General features: G+C 62.9%; 21 protein-coding genes. 9 read left to right on the top strand and 12 right to left on the bottom strand.

All coding sequences use genetic code 11. The features are described 5' to 3' along the window. Positions 1 to 29 precede the first annotated feature (29 nt). Both WH367_RS05725 and WH367_RS05720 read left to right on the top strand, forming a co-directional pair. Positions 30 to 992 (top strand): 2-dehydro-3-deoxygalactonokinase, encoded by a 963-nt coding sequence (locus WH367_RS05725; RefSeq protein WP_339534786.1) that lies wholly within the window; start codon positions 30 to 32, stop codon positions 990 to 992. Between the two features lie 61 nt (positions 993 to 1,053). Next, positions 1,054 to 1,692 carry a 2-dehydro-3-deoxy-6-phosphogalactonate aldolase gene (locus WH367_RS05720; RefSeq protein ID WP_312987841.1) on the top strand — a complete coding sequence of 213 codons (639 nt, stop codon included), beginning with the start codon at positions 1,054 to 1,056 and terminating at the stop codon, positions 1,690 to 1,692. Between the two features lie 81 nt (positions 1,693 to 1,773). Here the strand turns inward: WH367_RS05720 and WH367_RS05715 are convergent, their stop codons facing one another. The 3 genes from WH367_RS05715 to WH367_RS05705 form a co-directional block, all read right to left on the bottom strand. Then, a complete protein-coding gene (locus WH367_RS05715) occupies positions 1,774 to 3,516 on the bottom strand; it encodes a dipeptidase (protein WP_339534784.1) in 1,743 nt (580 codons plus the stop codon). A 172-nt stretch (positions 3,517 to 3,688) separates the two neighbouring features. Continuing rightward, positions 3,689 to 4,549 (bottom strand): DMT family transporter, encoded by an 861-nt coding sequence (locus WH367_RS05710; RefSeq protein WP_339534783.1) that lies wholly within the window; start codon positions 4,547 to 4,549, stop codon positions 3,689 to 3,691. Positions 4,550 to 4,686: 137 nt separating this feature from the next. Beyond that, entirely contained in the window at positions 4,687 to 6,060 is a 1,374-nt protein-coding gene (locus WH367_RS05705; protein ID WP_445228075.1) for an aminotransferase-like domain-containing protein, read from the bottom strand. Positions 6,061 to 6,246: 186 nt separating this feature from the next. Between WH367_RS05705 and WH367_RS05700 the strand changes: the two genes are divergently transcribed. After that, a complete protein-coding gene (locus WH367_RS05700; RefSeq protein ID WP_339534781.1) occupies positions 6,247 to 6,726 on the top strand; it encodes an acetyltransferase in 480 nt (159 codons plus the stop codon). A gap of 162 nt (positions 6,727 to 6,888) precedes the next feature. Here WH367_RS05700 and WH367_RS05695 read toward each other — a convergent pair whose 3' ends face one another. Together WH367_RS05695 and WH367_RS05690 are read right to left on the bottom strand one after the other, a co-directional pair. Then, positions 6,889 to 7,329 carry a hypothetical protein gene (locus tag WH367_RS05695; protein ID WP_339534779.1) on the bottom strand — a complete coding sequence of 147 codons (441 nt, stop codon included), beginning with the start codon at positions 7,327 to 7,329 and terminating at the stop codon, positions 6,889 to 6,891. A gap of 43 nt (positions 7,330 to 7,372) precedes the next feature. Next, the gene (locus WH367_RS05690; protein WP_339534777.1) at positions 7,373 to 8,326 is read right to left on the bottom strand and encodes a LysR family transcriptional regulator; all 954 of its coding nucleotides are present in this window, start codon (positions 8,324 to 8,326) and stop codon (positions 7,373 to 7,375) included. A 149-nt stretch (positions 8,327 to 8,475) separates the two neighbouring features. On the opposite strand from WH367_RS05690, the gene WH367_RS05685 reads away from it, so the two are divergent. Beyond that, the gene (locus tag WH367_RS05685) at positions 8,476 to 8,718 is read left to right on the top strand and encodes a hypothetical protein (protein ID WP_133248169.1); all 243 of its coding nucleotides are present in this window, start codon (positions 8,476 to 8,478) and stop codon (positions 8,716 to 8,718) included. A gap of 217 nt (positions 8,719 to 8,935) precedes the next feature. Here the strand turns inward: WH367_RS05685 and WH367_RS05680 are convergent, their stop codons facing one another. Further along, complete coding sequence (locus WH367_RS05680) at positions 8,936 to 9,529, bottom strand: TetR/AcrR family transcriptional regulator (RefSeq protein WP_339534774.1); 594 nt, start codon at positions 9,527 to 9,529, stop codon at positions 8,936 to 8,938. Positions 9,530 to 9,635: 106 nt separating this feature from the next. Here WH367_RS05680 and WH367_RS05675 point away from each other — a divergent pair, with 106 nt between their 5' ends. Both WH367_RS05675 and WH367_RS05670 read left to right on the top strand, forming a co-directional pair. Continuing rightward, positions 9,636 to 10,910, top strand: coding sequence for a beta-ketoacyl-[acyl-carrier-protein] synthase II (locus WH367_RS05675; RefSeq protein WP_339534772.1), 1,275 nt, complete (start codon positions 9,636 to 9,638; stop codon positions 10,908 to 10,910). A gap of 199 nt (positions 10,911 to 11,109) precedes the next feature. Further along, positions 11,110 to 11,619 carry a DUF1993 domain-containing protein gene (locus WH367_RS05670; RefSeq protein ID WP_339534770.1) on the top strand — a complete coding sequence of 170 codons (510 nt, stop codon included), beginning with the start codon at positions 11,110 to 11,112 and terminating at the stop codon, positions 11,617 to 11,619. A 309-nt stretch (positions 11,620 to 11,928) separates the two neighbouring features. Here WH367_RS05670 and WH367_RS05665 read toward each other — a convergent pair whose 3' ends face one another. Then, complete coding sequence (locus WH367_RS05665) at positions 11,929 to 12,438, bottom strand: DUF2199 domain-containing protein (RefSeq protein WP_339534768.1); 510 nt, start codon at positions 12,436 to 12,438, stop codon at positions 11,929 to 11,931. A gap of 97 nt (positions 12,439 to 12,535) precedes the next feature. After that, on the bottom strand, positions 12,536 to 12,976 hold the full coding sequence (locus WH367_RS05660; RefSeq protein ID WP_339516347.1) for a hypothetical protein: 441 nt from the start codon (positions 12,974 to 12,976) through the stop codon (positions 12,536 to 12,538). Positions 12,977 to 13,042: 66 nt separating this feature from the next. On the opposite strand from WH367_RS05660, the gene WH367_RS05655 reads away from it, so the two are divergent. Then, a complete protein-coding gene (locus tag WH367_RS05655) occupies positions 13,043 to 13,183 on the top strand; it encodes a hypothetical protein (RefSeq protein ID WP_339534766.1) in 141 nt (46 codons plus the stop codon). A 142-nt stretch (positions 13,184 to 13,325) separates the two neighbouring features. Here the strand turns inward: WH367_RS05655 and WH367_RS05650 are convergent, their stop codons facing one another. Both WH367_RS05650 and WH367_RS05645 read right to left on the bottom strand, forming a co-directional pair. After that, the gene (locus WH367_RS05650; RefSeq protein ID WP_339534764.1) at positions 13,326 to 13,733 is read right to left on the bottom strand and encodes a hypothetical protein; all 408 of its coding nucleotides are present in this window, start codon (positions 13,731 to 13,733) and stop codon (positions 13,326 to 13,328) included. Positions 13,734 to 13,820: 87 nt separating this feature from the next. Further along, positions 13,821 to 14,615: a class I SAM-dependent methyltransferase gene (locus tag WH367_RS05645; protein WP_339534762.1), complete on the bottom strand. Its 795-nt coding sequence runs from the start codon at positions 14,613 to 14,615 to the stop codon at positions 13,821 to 13,823. Between the two features lie 254 nt (positions 14,616 to 14,869). Between WH367_RS05645 and WH367_RS05640 the strand changes: the two genes are divergently transcribed. Beyond that, complete coding sequence (locus tag WH367_RS05640) at positions 14,870 to 15,901, top strand: tetratricopeptide repeat protein (protein ID WP_339534761.1); 1,032 nt, start codon at positions 14,870 to 14,872, stop codon at positions 15,899 to 15,901. A 112-nt stretch (positions 15,902 to 16,013) separates the two neighbouring features. On the opposite strand, the gene WH367_RS05635 is transcribed toward WH367_RS05640, so the two are convergent. Continuing rightward, positions 16,014 to 18,428: a heavy metal translocating P-type ATPase gene (locus tag WH367_RS05635; protein ID WP_445228074.1), complete on the bottom strand. Its 2,415-nt coding sequence runs from the start codon at positions 18,426 to 18,428 to the stop codon at positions 16,014 to 16,016. 95 nt (positions 18,429 to 18,523) lie between these two features. Here WH367_RS05635 and cadR point away from each other — a divergent pair, with 95 nt between their 5' ends. Beyond that, positions 18,524 to 18,958, top strand: coding sequence for a Cd(II)/Pb(II)-responsive transcriptional regulator (cadR, locus tag WH367_RS05630; protein ID WP_339534760.1), 435 nt, complete (start codon positions 18,524 to 18,526; stop codon positions 18,956 to 18,958). 74 nt (positions 18,959 to 19,032) lie between these two features. Here cadR and WH367_RS05625 read toward each other — a convergent pair whose 3' ends face one another. Beyond that, positions 19,033 to 19,377 carry a DUF4148 domain-containing protein gene (locus WH367_RS05625; protein WP_339534759.1) on the bottom strand — a complete coding sequence of 115 codons (345 nt, stop codon included), beginning with the start codon at positions 19,375 to 19,377 and terminating at the stop codon, positions 19,033 to 19,035. Between the last annotated feature and the right edge of the window lie 91 nt (positions 19,378 to 19,468).

Below are 19,468 nucleotides of genomic sequence, written 5' to 3'. Positions count from 1 at the left end.
TGCGCTTTTTTTCGCCTTCTCTCACCGCCATGCCCAAGCCTCCGACCTTTTCCGCCCGCACGCCGTCAGACCCGCGCCCCCGCATGCTCGCCATCGACTGGGGCACCACCTCACTGCGGGGCGTGCGCATCGATGCACAGGGCCAGATCAGCGAGCGGCGCGCCCTGCCCCAAGGCATCCTGCAAGTGGCGCCCGGCGGCTTTGCCGATGCGTTTGCACAGCACTTTGGCGACTGGCTGGCCGAAGGGCCCCAGCTGTGTCTGCTGTCGGGCATGGTGGGCAGCCGCCAGGGCTGGCAGGAAGCGCCTTACTGCCCCTGCCCGGCCGATTTTTCTGCGCTGTGCCAGCAGCTGCTCTGGCTCGATCTTCCCCAGGGCGTGCCCACGGCCATCGTGCCGGGCATGAGCAGCCTGGCGCAGAGCCAGGTCGATGCCGTGCATGGCGTGCCCGATGTGATGCGCGGCGAAGAAATCCAGGTGATTGGCGCGCTGCGGCTGATGGGCAGCCGCGACGGCCTGCTGCTGCTGCCGGGCACGCACAGCAAATGGGTGCAGGCGCAAAACAGCACCATCACCGGCTTCAAGACCTTCATGACCGGCGAGCTGTTTGCGCTGCTGGCCCAGCACTCGATCCTGGGCAAGACGCTGGATAGCAGCGCCGCGCTGGACGAGGCCGCCTTCACACAAGGGCTGGAGCGGGCGCAGAGCCCCGACAGCCTGAGCCACCTGCTGTTTGGCACGCGTGCGCTGTCGCTGTTTGGCGCGCTGGACCCGGCCCAGTTGGCCAGTTACCTCTCGGGCCTGCTGATTGGCCAGGAGCTGCGCACCATGCCGACGGCCGCGGGCAGCCGCGTTGCCGTCATCGGCTCCAGCACCCTGGTGCAGCGCTACAGCCTGGCACTGCGCCATGGAGGCTGCGAGCCCATTGCCTTTGGTGACGAAGCCACCTGGGCCGGCCACCAGGCCATTTACGAGCACCTGACCCAAGGCTGAACACGCCGCCCACCCCACGCCCCCTGCCCTCTTCGTACCGCCCTCCATCCAGAACACCGCCATGAACCTGCTCCAACAATTCCAGGCCCTGCAGGCCAAGCTGCCGCTGATCGCCATCCTGCGCGGCCTCACCCCCAGCGAGGCCGTGCCCGTGGGTGCCGCCTTGCAATCGGCCGGTTTTGGCCTGTGGGAAGTGCCGCTGAACTCGCCCGAGCCATTGGAGAGCATTGCCGCGATGCGCGAAGCCTACCCGCATGTGCTGGTGGGCGCGGGCACGGTGCTGACGCCCCAGCAGGTGCGCGATGTGCATGCCGCAGGCGGCCAGCTGATCATCTCGCCCAACTGCAACCCCGCCGTGATCGATGAGGCCGTCAAGCTGGGCCTCATCAGCCTGCCCGGCGTCTTCACCCCGACCGAGGCCTTCATGGCGCTGGAGCATGGCGCCCATGGCCTCAAGATCTTCCCGGCCGAGCTGGCATCGCCCGCCGTCGTCAAGGCCCTGCTGGCCGTGCTGCCCAAGGGCAGCAATATCTACCCCGTGGGCGGCATCGCTCCGGACAACATGGCCCCCTGGCTGCAAGCGGGCGCGGCAGGCTTTGGCATTGGCTCGGCGCTGTTCAAGCCCGGCAAGACGGCCGCGCAGGTGCGTGTGGATGCGCTGGCGTTTGCGGAGAACTTTCAGGCGGCAAAAGCGGGCTGACCAGATCAGCGCCACGCCGTAAAAAAAGGCCTGCTCCCCGTCTTGGGAGCAGGCCTTTTGCTTGGGGCCAAAGCCTGGTGTTTATTGCATCTGCTGCAGGTTGCCGATGCGCACCAGCATCTCGGTAAACATCTGCATATCGGCTTGCAGATCCGGCACTTCCTTGTACTCCAGCGCGTTGTGCGCGGTGTACTTCTTGCCGGGCATCGCAGGGCCAAAGTTGATGGCATTGGGCATCAGCTTGGCGGTGGTGCTGCCGGCCGTCGGCACGGGCTTGGCATCGAGGCCGGTGGTATCCCCAAAAATGTTCAGCAGGGTCGAGAGCCATGCGCCCTTGGGGTCACGGGCCATCCAGTTGCCTTGGCTGTAGTCGATCTTGACGGGCACCTTGGCGGCAGCGCTCCAGTTGGCAATGCCCTTTTCCACCTCGGCCTTGAGCTGCTCGGGCGATTTGCCGCGCGGCATGCGCGCATTGGCGGTCACCTCCAGCTGGCCATTGCCGGGCTTGATCAGGTTGGGCGAGATGGTCAGCGGGCCCATGAAGTCATCAGCGTAGGCAACATTCAGGCCCTTGCCAAAGTAGTCCATGCCAAACACGCCATTGATGTAGCGCACGGCTTCGCTGTACTGGTTCTGCTGCACCAGGGGCTGGCCCTGGGCGGGCATCAGCGCCGATTGCAGCAGCAAGGCCAGGCGCGGCACGGGGTTCACGCCTTCTTCAGGGCGCGAGCCGTGGGCAGAGGTGCCGGTTACCTTGATATCGATCTTGTTGGCGCTGGTCACCAGGTCCACGCTGAATTGGCCAAACTGCTGGTTGCTGGCCACAAAGCCATCCTTGGCGGCCTGCAGTTTTTCGGCCACGGCGGCCAGCGCGGCGGCATTGCCAGCCTCGATCGTCGCGGTAGCGGTCTGGGCAATGGCGTTGGCCGATGCGGCGCCGGCCATCGCGGTGATGGCCGGTTGCTGCGGGTCGGTTTTCAGATCGGCAAAGCTGGCCTTGATGGCGCCCGTGCCTTTTTCGGCCACCACAGCCGGGTACTTGCTGTCGAGCACGATGTTGTAGTCGGGCAGCTTGGTCTTGTCGCGGTAGTACTTCATCGCATCACCACCGGTCTCTTCGGTGGTCTCGATCATCAAGCGGATGCCGCGCTGCAATGGCAGCTGCGATTGCTTGACGGCCTTCATCGCATACAGCACCGTGGCGATCGAGCCCTTGTCGTCGATGGTGCCGCGCCCGTAGAGCTTGTCGCCCACACGGGTGACCTTGAAGGGGTCGAGCTGCTGGCCATCCACCACCCATTCGGCGGGCACCACCGGCACCACATCCGCATGGGTCAGAATGCCGAACTCTTCTGCGCTCGTGCCCGGCAAGGTCACTTCAAAGATGCGGTTGTCCACATTGCGGTACTGCAGGCCAAAGTCCTGGGCCATCTTTTCCACCATGCGGCCAAAGTCGATGATGGCCGGGCTCTCATGCGGCGGCACCTTGGGGTCGCGCACCGTTGGCAGCGCCACCATCTGGGTAATGCTGCTGAGCACCTGGTGCTCTTGCGTCAGGCGGGTGTAGAGGCCGAGCAGGCGGGCCACATTGGCCAGGTCATCGCCTTGCAGCGGCGCGCCTTGCGTGTAGCGCTGCACCGCAGCGGCCAAGCGGGCATCCTGCTTGGCGGCGTTCTGCAAAAACTGCGCAAAGGTCGCAGGCGTCTTTACCGCCTCAGCGGCAATGGCATCGAGCGCCGGCTTTTGCAGCAGCTGGGCCTGGGCGCTTGCAGCGGCCAAAGCAATACCCAAGGCGATGGCGGTGTGGCGGAATACGGTCTTCATGGCAAACCTCGGTCTCTTATTTTGGAAAGACAAAAGAATAGCCGTTTTCCGCCTCGTCCAGCGCCAGATAACTTCGCCAGCGCCACACAGAACATGCCGAACATGCCCGCTTGGTACCGGATGCAGACAGCGTGTTGCCCCAGCTGCTGTCAAACGCCGTGTGGCAGCTGGATCAGGCGTATTTCTTGGCCCCCGCCACACAGACCACCGCCACCAGGGTGACGACCAGCATCGACCCGCTGACCTGCTCATGCAGCAGCACGGCAGCCAGCGCCAAACCCATAAAAGGCTGCAGCAGCTGCAACTGGCCGACCGCCGCAATGCCGCCTTGTGCCAGCCCCCGGTACCAGAACACAAAGCCGATCAGCTGGCTGAACACGGCCACATAGACAAAGCTGAGCCAGGTGGCGCTGCTGACATGGGCCAAGCTGGCAGGGGCCAGCCACAGCGCCAACGGCAGCATCAGCGGCAGCGCCAAAACCAACGCCCAGCTGATGACCTGCCAGCCGCCCAGCTTGCGCGACAGGCGCGCGCCCTCGGCGTAACCCATGCCGCAGACCAGCACGGCGGCCAGCATCAGCAGATCGCCGCTCAGCGATCCTTGCCCGCCGCCCAGGGCGGCATAGCCCGCCACGGCGGCGGCCCCCGCCAACGAGAACACCCAGAACAGCCCCTGGGGCCGCTCACCGCCGCGCAACACCGCAAACAAGGCGGTGGACAGCGGCAGCAAGCCGATAAAGACGATGGAATAGGCCGAAGTCATGCGCTGCAGCGCCAAGGCCGTCAGCAGCGGAAAACCCACCACCACGCCCAAAGCTGCCACCGCGAGCGACGGCACATCGGCCGCGGCAGGCCGGCGCGCACGCTGGGCCAGCAAAAAGACACCCCCCAACAGCGCCGCCACCACGGCGCGGGCACAGGTCAAAAAACTGGGATTCAAATCCGCCACCGCCACCCGCGTGGCCGGCAGCGAACCGGCAAAAATCGCCACCCCCACCAGGCCATTGAGCCACCCGCCCGTACTTTTCTCCATGCCAGACTCCTTGATCGAGCCCGCAGTACAGCATGCCGCCTGCCCTCTGCACCAGACACAGTGCAGTACAGTTCAAAGAAACTGTCATCAATAAAAGGCCATACAGTTGGCAGCCAAGCGGGCCGCAGATCCTGCAGTTAGCGGCCTTGCGCCTCGGCTGTAGCTTGTCTCAAGGCCCGGTCCAGCACCGCAAACACCCGCTCATCGGCACACTGCGACACGTTGAAGCGCACATAGTCGCCCGCCGACTGCGACTGGCTGAATGAGTTGCCAGGCGCCAGCACTACTCCTTCCTGCAGACAAGCCCGCGCCACCGCCGCCGCATCGGCGCCTTGCGGCAGACGGCACCACAAAAACATGCCGGCCTGCGGCACCAAGGCGGGCTCTACCCGCAGCTTGCGCAGCCGCTGGGCCACTTTGTCCATGTTCTTGGCCAGGCGCTGGCGCACCAGGTCCATGTGCTTGCGGTAACCGCTGTCGGTCAGGGTTTTCAGGATGATGTCCTGCGCCAGCCGCCCGGCGCCAAAGGTGGTGGCCAGCTTCAAGTCCACCAGGCCCTCGATCCAGTCGGGGCGGGCCGCCAGGTAGCCGCAGCGCACGGAGGCCGAGACGGTCTTGGAAAAGCTGCCGATCTGGATCACGCGCGCCAGCCCGTCAAACGCGGCCAGCCGAGGCGCATGCTGGTTCTCGAAATCGGCAAAGATATCGTCTTCCACAATCACCAGGTCCGTGCCCTCCACCAGCTTGAGCAGCCGGTGCGCCACCAGCGGCGACAGCGCGGCACCCGTGGGGTTGTGGATGCCGGCATTGGTGATGTAGAGCCGGGGCTGGTGCGCTTGCAGGGCCTTCTCAAACTGCTGCACATCGGGGCCCTGCGGCGTGTAGCGCACGCCCACCGCCTGCACCTGGTGCGCCTTGAGCAGCGCATGGAAGTTGAAGTAGCAGGGGTCATCGACCAGCACAGTGTCGCCGGGCTTGAGCAAGAAGCGGCACACCAGGTCGATGGCCTGGGTGCCCGACTCGGTCAGCATCAGCTGCTCGGGCGATACCTCAATGCCGGTGGCCGCCATGCGCCTGGCCAGCAGCTGGCGCAGCCCCGGGCTGCCCAGCGGCGTGGCATATTCCGTCAACCCATCCAGCGGCCCGCGCGCCTGCGCGCGCAACGCCCGCCGCACGCCCTCCTCAAACATCCACTCCGGCGGCAGCCAGCCACAGCCCGGGCGCAGCGTGGCGTAGTCGCTCTCCAGCGATTGGCGCGACACCCAGAGCGGATCGACGACCCGGTCCAGCTTGGGCCCCAGCTTCAGCAGCGCCAGCGGTGCTACCGGCCCGTTGACATAAAAACCCGCCCCCGGCCGCGCCACCACCAGGCCCTCGGCCGCCAGCCTTTCATAGGCCTCCACCACCGTCGAGACCGACATGCCCAGCAACCCCGCCTGCTGCCGCACCGATGGCAGCCGCGTGCCCGGCAAATAGCTGCGCGCTGCCATGCCGGCACGCACATGGGCCATGACCTGTTGGATAAGGGTCCCATTGCGCGCCATCATCTGCTCCACTGTTCTGCTAAAAAATCCATAACGGTGGAGCTTAATTGTTATTGGATGCCGATGCCAGCCATGGGCTGTGCAATGCCCATGCGCAGCTGCGCCGTGCACGCCTCAGTGCCCCAGCACAACAGGCCTGTGCATAATTCCGCGATGATCACCATTCGCCCTTCCCGCCCCGAAGATGGCCCACGCGCCGTCGAGATCTGGCGCCAGGCCGTGGACGCCACCCACCACTTTCTGCAGCCGGACGACCGCGCCGCCCTGGATGTGCTGGTCAGCCGCTTCCTGCCCCAGGCGCCGCTCTGGCTGGCCGTTGATGCGCAGGACCACCCACTCGCCTTCATGCTCATCGACAACGGCCACATGGAAGCCTTGTTTGTCGACCCCGCCGCCCGAGGCCAAGGCCTGGGCGCCGCACTGGTTCGCCATGGGCTGTCACTGCATGCGCAGATGCGCACCGATGTCAACGAGCAGAACGCCCAAGCGGTGGGCTTTTACGAAAAGATGGGCTTTCGGCGCACCGGCCGCTCGGCGGTGGATGGGCAGGGGCGACCTTATCCGCTGATCCATTTGGAGTACGGGGAGCAGACGCCATCAACGGGAAAGGATGACGACACGCTCGTTTTGTAGGCACTGAATAGCAAATTTCTGCCTCAAAGCCTGCGGAGCCGAGCGTAAGCTCCAGCGCCTAAATCCTGCAACGTATAAGCATCTGCAAGGGGTTACTCAAGACAACCACAACCTTCATACATGGCGAGAGTCTCCAGAAGCAGATCTCTTGGACGGAGAAGATCACCAAACGAACCAGACAACAAACCTTATTTGTGATGCGGGACATCGTGCCTCTAGAAGTCTGGAAACTCCAAATGGTATGCGCCACTCCTCTTCGAAAGACATCTCGTTGAATGAACAATGACGAATCTCCTCCCAGGTGGCATATGTAAAGCCTCCGCACTCTCCTTTGCCATATAAATCTACATCCGCACGAATTTGCCGGATGGCATCTTGAACCTGTGGGGATGGATTTGGAGGAACGCCGCGCCTGGCAGCAATGGCATTGTCAATATGCGGCCTTTGGACACTCTTTCTGGAAAGGCCAAAGAGACGCTCAGAAACGGCGTCAGCTACGTCTACGACGGAGCCCAAGTTGAGAACACCTTGCCACGCATGCTCGTCCCCCCCGGAGTCCGGCCAGCGTGAGATTTCGATCCAGCCTTGGATATTGAAGGTCATGTTGTCTGCCAATTCTTGATGTGTAGTCTAAGGGCCTCCCGCTTTATTTATTCTCCAAGCGAGGATGCCCCGGCAGCACCTCCAGCAAATAGTCCACAAAGCTGCGCACCTTGGCCGGCACATACTGCCGGTCGCGGAAGCAGGCAAAAAAGTCCAGCGTCACATCCTCCAGCATCAGTGGGCCCGGTGCTGCTTTTCGACCCTTGCGCGCGGGCTGCAGCACCAAGGGCAGCAGCCGCCCTTCCTGCACATGGCGCTGCGTGATAAAGCTGCCAGCCCAGACAATGCCGCCACCGGCAACGGCCAGCTCCACCAGCGCATCGATATCGGTGCCAATGGCGGCAATGCGCAGGCCAGGGTCGACCCGGCGGCCATCGCGCACAAAGGGCCAGCGCATAAAGCGCCCGTCCCGCTCTCGGCGGTACAGCAAGCAGGCATGCTGCAGCAGGTCGTCAGCCACCTGCGGGCGGCCATGTTTTTCCAGATACGCGGGTGAGGCATAGAGAAGGCGCGGCATGGCGGCGAGCGGCCGCACCGACATGCCGGGCTCCAGTACATCGCGGTAGCGGATGCTGACGTCCACATCCTCCTTGAGCACATCGACATCGCGGTCGGTCACCAGCAATTCCAGCTCCAGCTGCGGGTGGCGCGCCTGGAAGGCCGGCAGCAAGGGCGCCAGCACATGTCGGCCAAAGGCAGCCATACAGGCCACCCGCAGCCGCCCTTGCACAACCCCATGCACCAGCGACACATCGGCCTGCGCCCGCGCCAGTTCATCGAGCACCGGCGCCACCCGGGCCAGGTAGCGCTCGCCCGCTTCGGTCAAGGCCATCGAGCGCGTGGTGCGTGTGATCAGCCGCGAGCCCAGCTCGCGCTCCAGCCGCGCAATGTTTTGGCTGGCTGCCGCCGGAGAGATACCCAGCTGGCGTGCAGCCGAGGCGATGGAGCCCCCTTCCAGGGCTTTGACAAAGATATCGATGGCGCGCAGATTCGTCATAAATGCGAATGTATACGCAAACCCATTCGTAAATCCAGATTACGAGTTCTGCAAGCCTGCGCCCACTACCGGATGGGCTGCTGCCTGCGTACAGTCACCCATAAGGTGCTGGGCCACCGTGCCCGGCCATTATGAATTTGGAGCCAGCGATGCAGAATGTGATTGAGGCAGTGACGCCCCAGGGCGATGTGGTTTTTCGGGCAGCGGATGGGAGCTATATCGTCGCCCAGCAGATCGATGCCAAGCCCTTGAAGCAGGCGCAGATCCTGGAGGGCGCGCTGGAGACGATTGGCATCGAGACTGCGACGGATGTGGCTACGGGGCTGAGCTACGAGTTCTTTATCGCCGGCTATGGGCTGTCGCGTGAGGGGGCGTTTGGGGCGCCGGAGTGAGGTGCGCATTCCATGCCTCCCTGGGAACGCAACCACACTGCCCTTTTCCTCAGGCGTGTTGAAACCTCATGCCACCATTTACGTCCTTGACGCCCAATGACCGATTGAAGGATGGAAAGGGTAGATTTATGCCCGTTGCGGTCTTAGGTTGAAGATGCCGTGGAGCTCGTCATTCGCCTACTGCTGCAGGCGGTTTCCAGCGCCATCTTGAAACCTATCATTCATCGTCTGCCGGTGCCAACTGCTCCCGCAAAGTAGCCAAGATCTCTTCCGACAGCCCCGGATTGCCTGCCGCCGTGGCGCGGGCCAGCACCAGGGCGCCGACCATGCTGCTCAGCGCCACGATGGTCTGGCTGCGCCTGTCCACACGGTCATCGGGTAACACGGCCATAAAGCGCTGGATATTGCGCTCCACCCCCAGCGCAAATACCTCGGACATTTCCGGCCCGGCGCGGGCTGCATCGGTGGCCAAGGCGGCTGCGGGGCAGCCGTCGCCGGGGTGGTCGCGGTGGTTGGCAGACAGGTAGCCATGCACCAAGGCACGCAGCCGGGCAGCGGGGTCGTCATGGGCACCAGCACTATCCAGGCCCTCCAGCGGCGTGATGGTCCAGTCAAAGGCGCGCAGGCAGGCCTCTCTGGCCAGGGCATCCTTGGACGCGAAGTGCCGGTAGAGCCCGCCATGCGTCAGGCCCGCGTCGCGCGTGATCTCGGCCACGCCCACGCCCTCCAGGCCTTTTTCTCGGTAGAGGCGTGCAGCGGCATCGACGATGTCTTCGCGGTGTTCGGCCGCTTGTGCTTTGCTGACTTTCATGCGTTAGATGATACCCATCATCAAAACTCATTTATGATGACGACCATCATCAATAAGGCTGGGCGCCCGTTTTTCCGCGATGGCGTCCAACCGCGAAAGCTGCCATATGGATCGTCGCGTCGTCATCACCGGGCTGGGCCTGGTGTCACCCCTGGGTTGCAATGTGGAGCTGGCCTGGCAGCGCTTGCTGGCGGGCCAATCGGGCGTGCGCACACTGGCCGCCGAGGTCGGTGAAGGCACCGGCGTCACGGTCGCTGGCCGCGTACCCAGTTTGGAAGAAGACCCGCAAGCCGGCTGGAGCGCCGAGGCCCTCATTGCCGCCAAGGAGCTGCGCCGCATGGACCGCTTTATCGCCTTTGCGCTGGGCGCCGCAGACCAGGCGCTGGCGCATGCGCAGTGGGGCCAAGCCAGCGCCGAGCAGCAAGAGCGCGCAGCCACCATCATCGGCTCCGGCGTGGGGGGCTTTAGCACCATCACCGACGCGGTACGCACCACCGATGGCAAGGGGCCGCAGCGCCTCTCGCCCTTCACCGTGCCGGCCTTTCTGGCCAATCTGGCCGCCGGCCAGGTCTCCATCCGCCACCAGCTCAAGGGCCCGCTGGGCGCGCCGGTCACGGCCTGCGCCGCCAGCATCCAGGCGATTGGCGATGCGGCACGCTTGATTCGCAACAACGAGGCGGACATGGCGCTGTGCGGCGGCAGCGAGGCCACGATTGACCGCGTGGCGCTGGGCAGCTTTGCAGCAGCCAAGGCCGTCGCCACCGGAGGCGAGGACCATCCCGGCCAGGTGTCCCGGCCTTTTGACATGGCGCGCGAAGGCTTTGTGATGGCCGAAGGCGCAGGCCTGCTGGTGCTGGAGGCCTTGGACCACGCCTTGGCGCGTGGCGCCACACCGCTGGCCGAGGTCGTCGGTTATGGCACCTCGGCCGATGCCTACCATGTCACCTCCGGCCCCGAGGACGGATCGGGCGCCGCCCGCTCCATGCGCGCCGCCTTGCGCCAGGCGCAGCTGCAGCCCGGCGATATCCAGCACCTCAATGCCCATGCCACCTCCACCCCGGTGGGCGATCGCGGCGAACTCGCTGCTATCCGCCAGGTGTTTGGTGCCGGCACGGGCCCATCCATCACCGCCACCAAGTCGGCCCTGGGACATATGCTGGGCGCTGCTGGCGGGGCTGCTGCCATCTTTACCGTATTGGCCCTGCGCGACCAGATCGCGCCCCCCGTGCTCAATCTGGACAACCCCGACCCCTTGGCCGCCGGGCTGGATCTGGTTCGCGGCAGTGCGCGGGCGCATGCGATAGAGCATGCCATGCTCAATGGGTTTGGCTTTGGCGGGGTGAATGCTTCGTTGGTGTTGAAGCGGTTTGAGCGCTCATAAGCGCTTCAGCCATGCCAAGAAGAGCCGGGGGCCCTTGGCATTCGCCACCACATTTTTCACACAGGCAACGCGCGACCCGCAAGCCTGTAACGGCACCACACATGATGCTGTGTTCTTTTGCTGTTAGCCTTCCATGGCCAGCAGGATCCCTGCCAGCCCCACCTCGGCCATCGCGCCCCTTCTGAAAAGTGAACCCCCTATGACCAGCCCGCTGTACACCGCCTCCATTCCCGTCATGCAGCAGATGCTGCGTGCGCTGTCCGATGTGCTCAAGAAGGCCGAAGACTACGCGGCGCAACGCAATATCGACCCCAATGCGCTGCTGCAGGCGCGGCTGTTTCCCGACATGTTTCCTCTCGTCCGTCAGGTGCAGATCGCCTCTGACTTCTCCAAAGGCATTGCTTCGCGCCTGGCGGGTGCTGAAGTGCCCTCCTGGCCCGACACGGAGACCAGCTTCGCTGACCTTCAAGCCTTGATCGCCAAGGCGCTGGCGCATCTCGCATCCTTCCCTGCCGCGCAATTTGATCTCAGCGAAAGCCGCGACATCGTATTGCGCCCCGGCACGCCCAAGGAAAAGAAGCTGACCGCCAGCGCCTACCTTCTGCACTATGGTCTGCCGCAGTTTTTCTTCCATGTGACCACCGCCTATGCCATCCTGCGCCACAACGGTGTGGAGGTGGGCAAGCGCGACTATATGGGTGCGTATTAACCTGCGCGGCGCCGCTTGGTTACGGTTGCTCGGTGGCACTAGGGCATCGTTGCGCCGATCGCGCACATGCCCTGGATACCCAACAGATAATGACCATGGCCTGAGGCGGGCGGCACTCTGGTTGCCAGCGCGGGCGGTTGCAATCCTTTCTGCACTGACCAAGGCCCATCATGCGCAGCGTTGCGCGACCTGGCGGATCCAGGCGGCTTAGGCTACGGGCGAGAAGGTCAATGGGACCTGTTATGGGTGCCTGGGAAGCACAGAAGATGGCAGGTACGAGCGGCCATCGCGGCCGTCAGCCCTGTCAGGTCATGACGACGGATCGTGCATCACCATCGCATACAGTTCTGCGACACGGTCCACCGAGATGCCTTGCCGCTGTTCGATGGCAAGTGGGTGTTCGGTGGGCTCCAGCTCAATAAAAGGCCGAATCCCGTCATCGCGAAGATGCACCCGCGTCTTGAGGTTCAATGTGTCTGGATAGGGCATCAAGTCTGTGTTGAGCCATCCAAAGAATGGTCCAATATGCGAGCGTTTGTCAATGAACTCAAATTCAAGCCATTGGTTGTAGCTCTCGGCGCTGAGCGATACCCAAACCCCCCAGGAAAAAGGCTCGGGCTCCCCTTGAACAGGAATCTCAAGGCACGCACGGACAAAAAAGAACCTGCCATCAACAGTGCAGGTATCTGTTGAGAGTGTGCAGCGCATCGCGCGCTCATTGGGCGATATATCGTCATAACTGAACGGGGTGAGTACGCCAAAGGAGGGCATCCCCTGGTGCACCTCACCGCATGAGGCGCATAAAAATTCAAAAGACATCATCCGTCTCCATGCTTCAAAAGCCAAGGGGTGGAAAAAGCAACTGATGAGGCTCGTCCATCGACTACAACAAACGCCAGCCATACAAAATGGGCAGCTAAGTATCCATGCGCAAGCGCAGCATACGAATGGTCCGCCGAACATCTGCGGGCACCTGGTGGTAGATGCGCTGTGTCAGCCGATCAGGGGCATATCTTGCAAACTGGGAATGAATTCTTTCAAGTGCTGCCAGAAGCTGTTTTTGAATCTCCCCGCTGTCCATGCCTGACCCCATGACTTCCTGTGCAACACGGGTCAAACCAGCGGCCGCATCGGTATCACCTCTAGAGTCCTCCGAGGCCAGATACTGCAGGTAGGCCGCCAAATAAAAAACACGTGCTTGCGGCCCCATATCGGCGAGCGCTTCAGCGCATGGCATGGAATGCGCCCGAAACATCTCGACGGCCTCGGCAATGCTCTTCCCCAAGAACATCTGGGCGGCAAAACGCTCATCCAGCGAATCATGGATGTTGATTTCTTCAAAAGTCGGAAGGCGCATGGCTGCCAAGTCTATCGACCTCGCGCGCTTATGGCTTGGAGCCCCACCTCGCAATAACCGCTATCCATGAACACCCCCACCGGATCAGACCCCTGCCATATGCTAGGTGCCTCTGACGGGACCGCTGCGATCTTTATCGTGTCAGCCTTGCGCAACCAGATGGCCCCGCAGCTCCTCAACCTGGACAACCCTGACCCCGTGGGCTGAAGGGCTCGTTTTCATTCGCGGCAGTCTATCGGTACATGCGATTGAAGGCACGATGCCCAATGGGTTTGGTGGGGTGATTGTTTCGTTGGTGTTCAAGCAGCTCTCGGCTTAGACCACTGGTCTTCTATGACAGGTGGGCGTCTCACATCTGGTCAGAAATCATGCGCCATATCCGGCGCATGTTCCTAGAAACTTCAAACTCCGCCTCCGGCCCAATGTCTTCAAGGCAGGCCCAGTATGAAATGGTTGAAGCGTGAATTTCAGGTCTGGCTAACAAGGACAGTTCAATACGCTGCCAAGCGGAATCAAACAAAGACAAAGGCATTTCCTCGACACACTGAATCAGGATCTCCATCAGGGAATATCGCTCCGCATCCGTGACGCCCTCTGCTCGATAGGCCTCAAAAAACTCATCGAAGCGCTTCACATCTGCAACCTCCCATTCCCAATCCTGCATGCTGTAGTGAAATGGCAACCCAAACCGAGTTGCGAGGGCTTCACGAGCCATCTGGCTTGGGTAAAAGACGGGCTTCCCGGAGTTTGCTGACATCATGTCGCTCCTCAAAGTGGCTTCTGCTGACCAAGCTACACGTCAATAGGCATCGGCCTGTGATGCAGGTGGCAAGCGAATGATTGATCATCCGAGCTTCAACGCCCTGGTAGCAATAAAAGTCGGAATCACATTCTCCACCACAAAGCGCGGATGGGGCTGCCAGTCCTCATGGAAGCCGGTGAGCACCAAGCCCGCATCCAGCTGGCCGCCAATCTGGTCTGCCAGCGTATGGCCAAACACCAGGGCCTCGCCGCGCTCGCGCTTGGCGGCCAGGTCTTCAGCAGACAAGTGCGCTAAGTCGGAAAAGGGCAGCCGGCGGTTGGGGCGCACAAGCCCCTGGGCCGTCAAGGCCGGGTCGCGGTCGGCCACAAAGACCACCGGGTTCCAAAAGCTAGACAGCAGCTCGCCACGCGGCGCCAGAACGCGCGCGCATTCGCGCCAGACCGGGCGTACATCGGGGATGTAGAGGTTGGAGATGGGGTGGAAGATGACGTCAACGCTGGCGTCGGCAAAGACGGAGAGATCACGCATATCGCCCTGCACACAGCGCAGCTCCAGGCCCTCTCTGGCGGCGACTTGGCGGTCCTGGTCCAGCTGCCCTTCGGAGAAATCGAACACGGTCACGACAGCGCCCGCCGCTGCCAGGATGGGGGCCTGCTGCCCTCCTCCGGCTGCCAGGCACAGAATGCGCCGGCCACGCACCTGCGCCAGCCACCCTGCAGGCAAGGGCCCGGGCGTGAGGCGGGCGGCACTCCAGTCGCCCGCGCGGGCGGTTGCAATCGCTTCAGCGCTGACCGGGGCAGACCATGCGCAGCCTTGCGCGGCTTGGCGGTTCCAGGCGGCTTGGTTGTGGGTGAGTAGGTCGATGGGATCTGTCATGGGGCTCTTCAGCATCTCGGCAGAATGCATGGTCCAAATACGGGATGGTCCGCGTGCCATGGGCCCGCCCAGCCAGCGGTAGACTATCCAGCGCCCGAGGTCCAATGCACTGCTTCTCTATCTATAAGCAAAACCAACCGAAGCTTGCACCCACTCCGGCATTGGGCGGGAAATGATTGAATGTCCGCCGCGACGAAGATCGGAACATAAGCCATTTGGAGGAATTCCAGACTCCTCGCTGCTGCCCCGAACACTTGAAGATATCGAAAGAGTTTATGCCATTTGTGCCTGCCCTATGCCCTTCCTGCTCGGGAAAGCTCCAAGTACCCGATGACCACGACATCGTCAAATGCATGTACTGTGGTGTCGATGTCGTCGTGAGACAAGCCATTCGATTGATTTCTGGCAGCGCATCCACTTTTATGGAGCTGGCGCATGTCGCTTTGGCGGCGAGAAATTTTTCAGAAGCCTACGGCTATTACACCAAGGTATTGGAGATAGAGCCTCGCAATGCGGATGCCTGGTATGGCAAGGGGAAGGCCGCTGGCGCGATGGGCAACGGGAGCTTTCAACACCTGAAAGAAATGCAGGTTGCCATTGCACAGGCCATTAAATTATCGCCCCCCGATAAGGTCGCCGATATGAAAGCAGCAGCTGCAAGGGACATGGCAAGTGTTGGCGCGACCAATTACCAAATGGCAAGCAGCATCATTGCAAGGCTTGTCGCGGCCCATGGCGCATGGGCCAGTCATTTGACGCTGTGCCGAGAGATTATTTCGCTGCTCGAAACCGCGCACAGCTACAACCCCAAGGACACCCAAATTCTCAAAAATATTGTCCAGATATGCAGTGACAATATTTCAGGCATCAAATTCAAAGATCCTGCCAATGGCAATGCCACGACCGTCAAACATCTCAACGATGATTACGAGAAAGAGCTGCGCGTTATTTTCAATTTATATGCAGAGAAGCTCGTAGCGCTGGAGCCCGGCTACCAACTCCCCTATCCAAAAAGAAAATCCTCGTATTGCTTTGTGATCACTGCAACCATGGGCAGTGCACAGCACCCGAATGTCACATTCCTCCGGTCTTTCCGGGACACCATGCTGGTCCGCACTGCGTTTGGCAAGGCATTCATTCGCTGGTATTACCGCCATGGCCCTGCTATCGCTCGGTACATTGAAGGCTCTCGCCTGGCGCGGTCCGCCTCTTATGTGTTCATCGTGCTGCCGGCTGTGGCTATCGCCAAGCTGATTACCTGGGCGGCGGCAGGACGTTCGCACTGACCACACCGGGGGGCATCGGCGCTTGTTGCGCTGCGGTGCCTCTTTCAGTTCGCACCCTGCGATGGCGCAACCACCGGGGCCTGGGCTTGCTCAAGCGCCCCTGTGCGACAGCCTATTTTTTAGGCACCCGCAGCAGCCGCAGCCCATTGAACACCACCAGCAGACTCGCCCCCATATCCGCAAACACCGCCATCCACATCGAGGCATTGCCCAACACCGCCAGCGCAAAGAACACCGCCTTGATGCCCAGCGCGAAGATGATGTTCTGCCACAGGATGGCGTAGGTGCGCTTGGACAGCAGCACGGTCTCGGGCACGCGGCGCAGGTCGTCGTTCATGATGAGGATGTCGGCGGCCTCCTTGGCGATGTCGGTGCCGGCGCCGCCCATCGAGAAGCCGATCGAGGCGGCGGCCAGGCTGGGCGAGTCGTTGACGCCGTCACCCACCATGCCGGTCGGCTGCTGGGCCACCAGGCCGTTGATGACCTGGAGCTTGTCCTCGGGCAGCAGGTTGGCCTTGACCTCGTCGATGCCCACCTGCGCGGCAATGGCGCGGGCGGTGGCTTCGTTGTCGCCGGTCAGCATCACGGTGCGGATGCCCAGGGCCTTCAATTCAGCAATCGCCTGCTTGCTCGATTCCTTGGTGGTGTCGGCCACCGCAAACAGGCCCAGCACGCCTTGCGCGCTGGCCAGCACCGAGACGGTCTGGCCCTGCTCCTCCATCGCCAGCATCAGCGCCTCCACCTCGGCAGAGCACTGGCCGCGCTCATGGATCCAGCGGTGGTTGCCCAGCACATAGCTGTGGCCACCGATATCGCCCTTGACGCCGCGGCCCAGCTCGGCGGCAAAGTTGCCCACCTCCAGCACCTCACCATCAATACCGGCGGCGACCGCCTTCGATACCGGGTGGTCCGAGCGCGCGGCCAGGCTTTTGGCGATGCGCTCGATCTGGGGGGCATCGGTGCTGGTCGACAGCATGCGCGTCTGCACCAGCTGAGGGGTGCCGGCGGTGATGGTGCCGGTCTTGTCCAGGGCGACGACGCGCAGCTTGCGCGCCTCTTCCAGATAGGCGCCGCCCTTGACCAGAATGCCCCGGCGGGCGGCGGCCGACAGGCCGCTGACAACGGTCACTGGCGTGGAGATCACCAGCGCGCAAGGGCAGGCGATGACCAGCAGCACCAAGGCCTTGTAGATGGCGGTCAGCCAGGGCCAGTCCAGCATCAGAGGCGGCAGCACGGCGACTGCCACAGCCAGCACAAACACAGCGGGGGTGTAGATGCGGGCAAAGCTGTCCACAAAACGCTGCGTGGGCGCGCGCTGGCCCTGGGCCTGCTCCACCGCGTGGATGATGCGGGCCAGCACGGTGTCGGTCGACAGCTTGCTGACCTCGAACTCCAGCGAGCCGCTTTGGTTGATCGTGCCGGCAAACACCGGGTCGCCCGGTGCCTTGTCCACCGGAATGCTCTCGCCGGTCACGGAGGACTGGTCCACCGCGCTTTGGCCGCTGGTCACCACGCCATCCAAAGCAAAGCGCTCGCCGGGCTTGACCCGCGCCAGCGTGCCGACCGCCACCGTCTTGGCGTCCTGGATCTGCCAGCTGCCATCGGCCTGCCTGGCCTCGATCTGCGGCGGCGACAGTGCCAGCAGCTGGGCAATCGCATTGCGCGCGCGGTCCACCGAGCGCGCCTCAATCAGCTCGGCCAGCGAGTACAGCGCCATCACCATGGCCGCCTCAGGCCACTGGCCAATGACAAAGGCGCCGATCACCGCCACGCTCATCAGCGCATTGATACCCAGCTGGCCGCGCAGCAAGGCCGACAGGCCTTTCTTGAACACGCCCAGGCCCGACAACGCAATGGCCAGCGCGGCGACCGCCATGCCGACCATGCGCCAGACCGAGGTTTCGGGTGTCAGCAGGTGCAGCAGCTCGGCGGTGGCTGCCACCACCAGCGCGGCAATCAGGCGGTAGAGCTCCACACGCTGTGCCTTCTGCACATCGGCGGCAGCCGGCGGGGCCGACAGCGTTTCGGTGCTAAAGCCTGCGGCCTGGATCTTCTCCGTCACTGCCGCCCATTGCTGCGGGTCGGCTTCGACCCGCAAGGTGCGGGCCGGCAGGTCAAACTGCAGCAGCCTGACGCCTGCCGCGCCTTCGAGGATCTGGCGAATCTGCCCCTCTTCCACGGGGCAGTCCATCGCGGGAATGCGCAGCAGCAAGGCGCCGTCATCGGCCTGCAAGGCCGAGCTGGCCTGGGCGGCAGCGCCCAGGTCGGGGCTGCAGCAGTCGCTATGCGCATGCGCTGCAGCTGTTGCTGCTGGGGCATGGGCATGCGCATGGTCTTGGCCATGGCTGTGATCGTGACCCTTGTCGTGGCTATGGCCGTGATCGTGCCTATGGTCGTGCCCCTTGGCGGCCACGGCGGCGGCCTGCTGGTCTTTGCCGGCGCAGCAGGATGCCGCTGCATGGCCATGGGCATGGCGCTGCGCGGTGTCGGAATGGGCGGTGACGGGGTTGGAATTCGTTTGGGTCATAAAGCGTGCTCCCTGTTGCTTCGATTAAAAACCCTGTAGTAACTACAATGTCAAGCCTAAATCGCTAGACTCCGTATGGACATGAGGGCAATGACATGAAAATCGGTGAACTGGCCACGGCCTCGGCGACGCCCGTGGAAACCATCCGCTACTACGAGCGCGAAGGCCTGCTGCCGCAGCCCACGCGCACCGCCAGCAACTACCGCATCTATGAAGAGCAGCACCTGGAGCGCCTGCAGTTCATCCGCAACTGCCGGGGGCTGCAGATGTCGCTGGACGAAGTGCGCGAGCTGCTGCGCTACAAGGACGAGCCGGCCCAGGACTGCGCCGAAACGGTGGACAAACTGCTCGAAGCGCATATCGGCCACGTCGCCCTGCGCATCCAGGAGCTGCGCGGGCTGGAAGCCCAGCTGATCGCCCTGCGTGACCGCTGCCGGGGCACCCAGGATGTGGAGCACTGCGGCATCCTCGCCGGCCTGGCCGAGACGCCAGCGACACCGGCGGTCAAACAGCATCTGCATGTGGGCTAAAGGCCTGGTCGCGGGAGATCAGAGGGCGCAAAAAAAGGTGGCGCACTGCGCCACCTTGTAGAGCCACGCAGCGTTTAGCCACGGAACATTTGCAAGCGGGCCTTTCTCTCTGCCGGCGTCTCGCTGGTGTAGGCATCGATCACCTGCTGGCGCGTCTTGCCTGGGCCGGAGGCGACAGGCGCGGGCGGGTAGTTGCTGCTGCGCAAGGCGTTGGGGCCGCGTTTTTGCAGTGCCTGGGCGGTCTCCGCCTGCACCTGCGCGCGGCTTTTGCCTGGCTGGGCATGTTCGGGGTAGAGCTCATAGCCCTTTTCCGTCGGGGCCGAGTGCAAGGTGGCGCTGGCCGATGCGTTGCCCAGCATGCCCAGCGACAGGGCTGCGAAAGCCAGGGACAACAGGGTGGAGGTGCGTGTCTTTTGCATGGTTGCAATGCCTTTCATGAGGGTGAAAATACTCTCGCTGCGACTGCATTCGAGATGGCTCCATTGTTGAAAAAACACGCTGACCAAAGCC

It is taken from the genome of Comamonas sp. MYb21 (assembly GCF_037479395.1).
GTDB lineage: Bacteria > Pseudomonadota > Gammaproteobacteria > Burkholderiales > Burkholderiaceae_C > Comamonas.
Note: the sequence above shows the minus strand (reverse complement) of the source record. Positions and strands in the feature narration are given on the sequence as shown.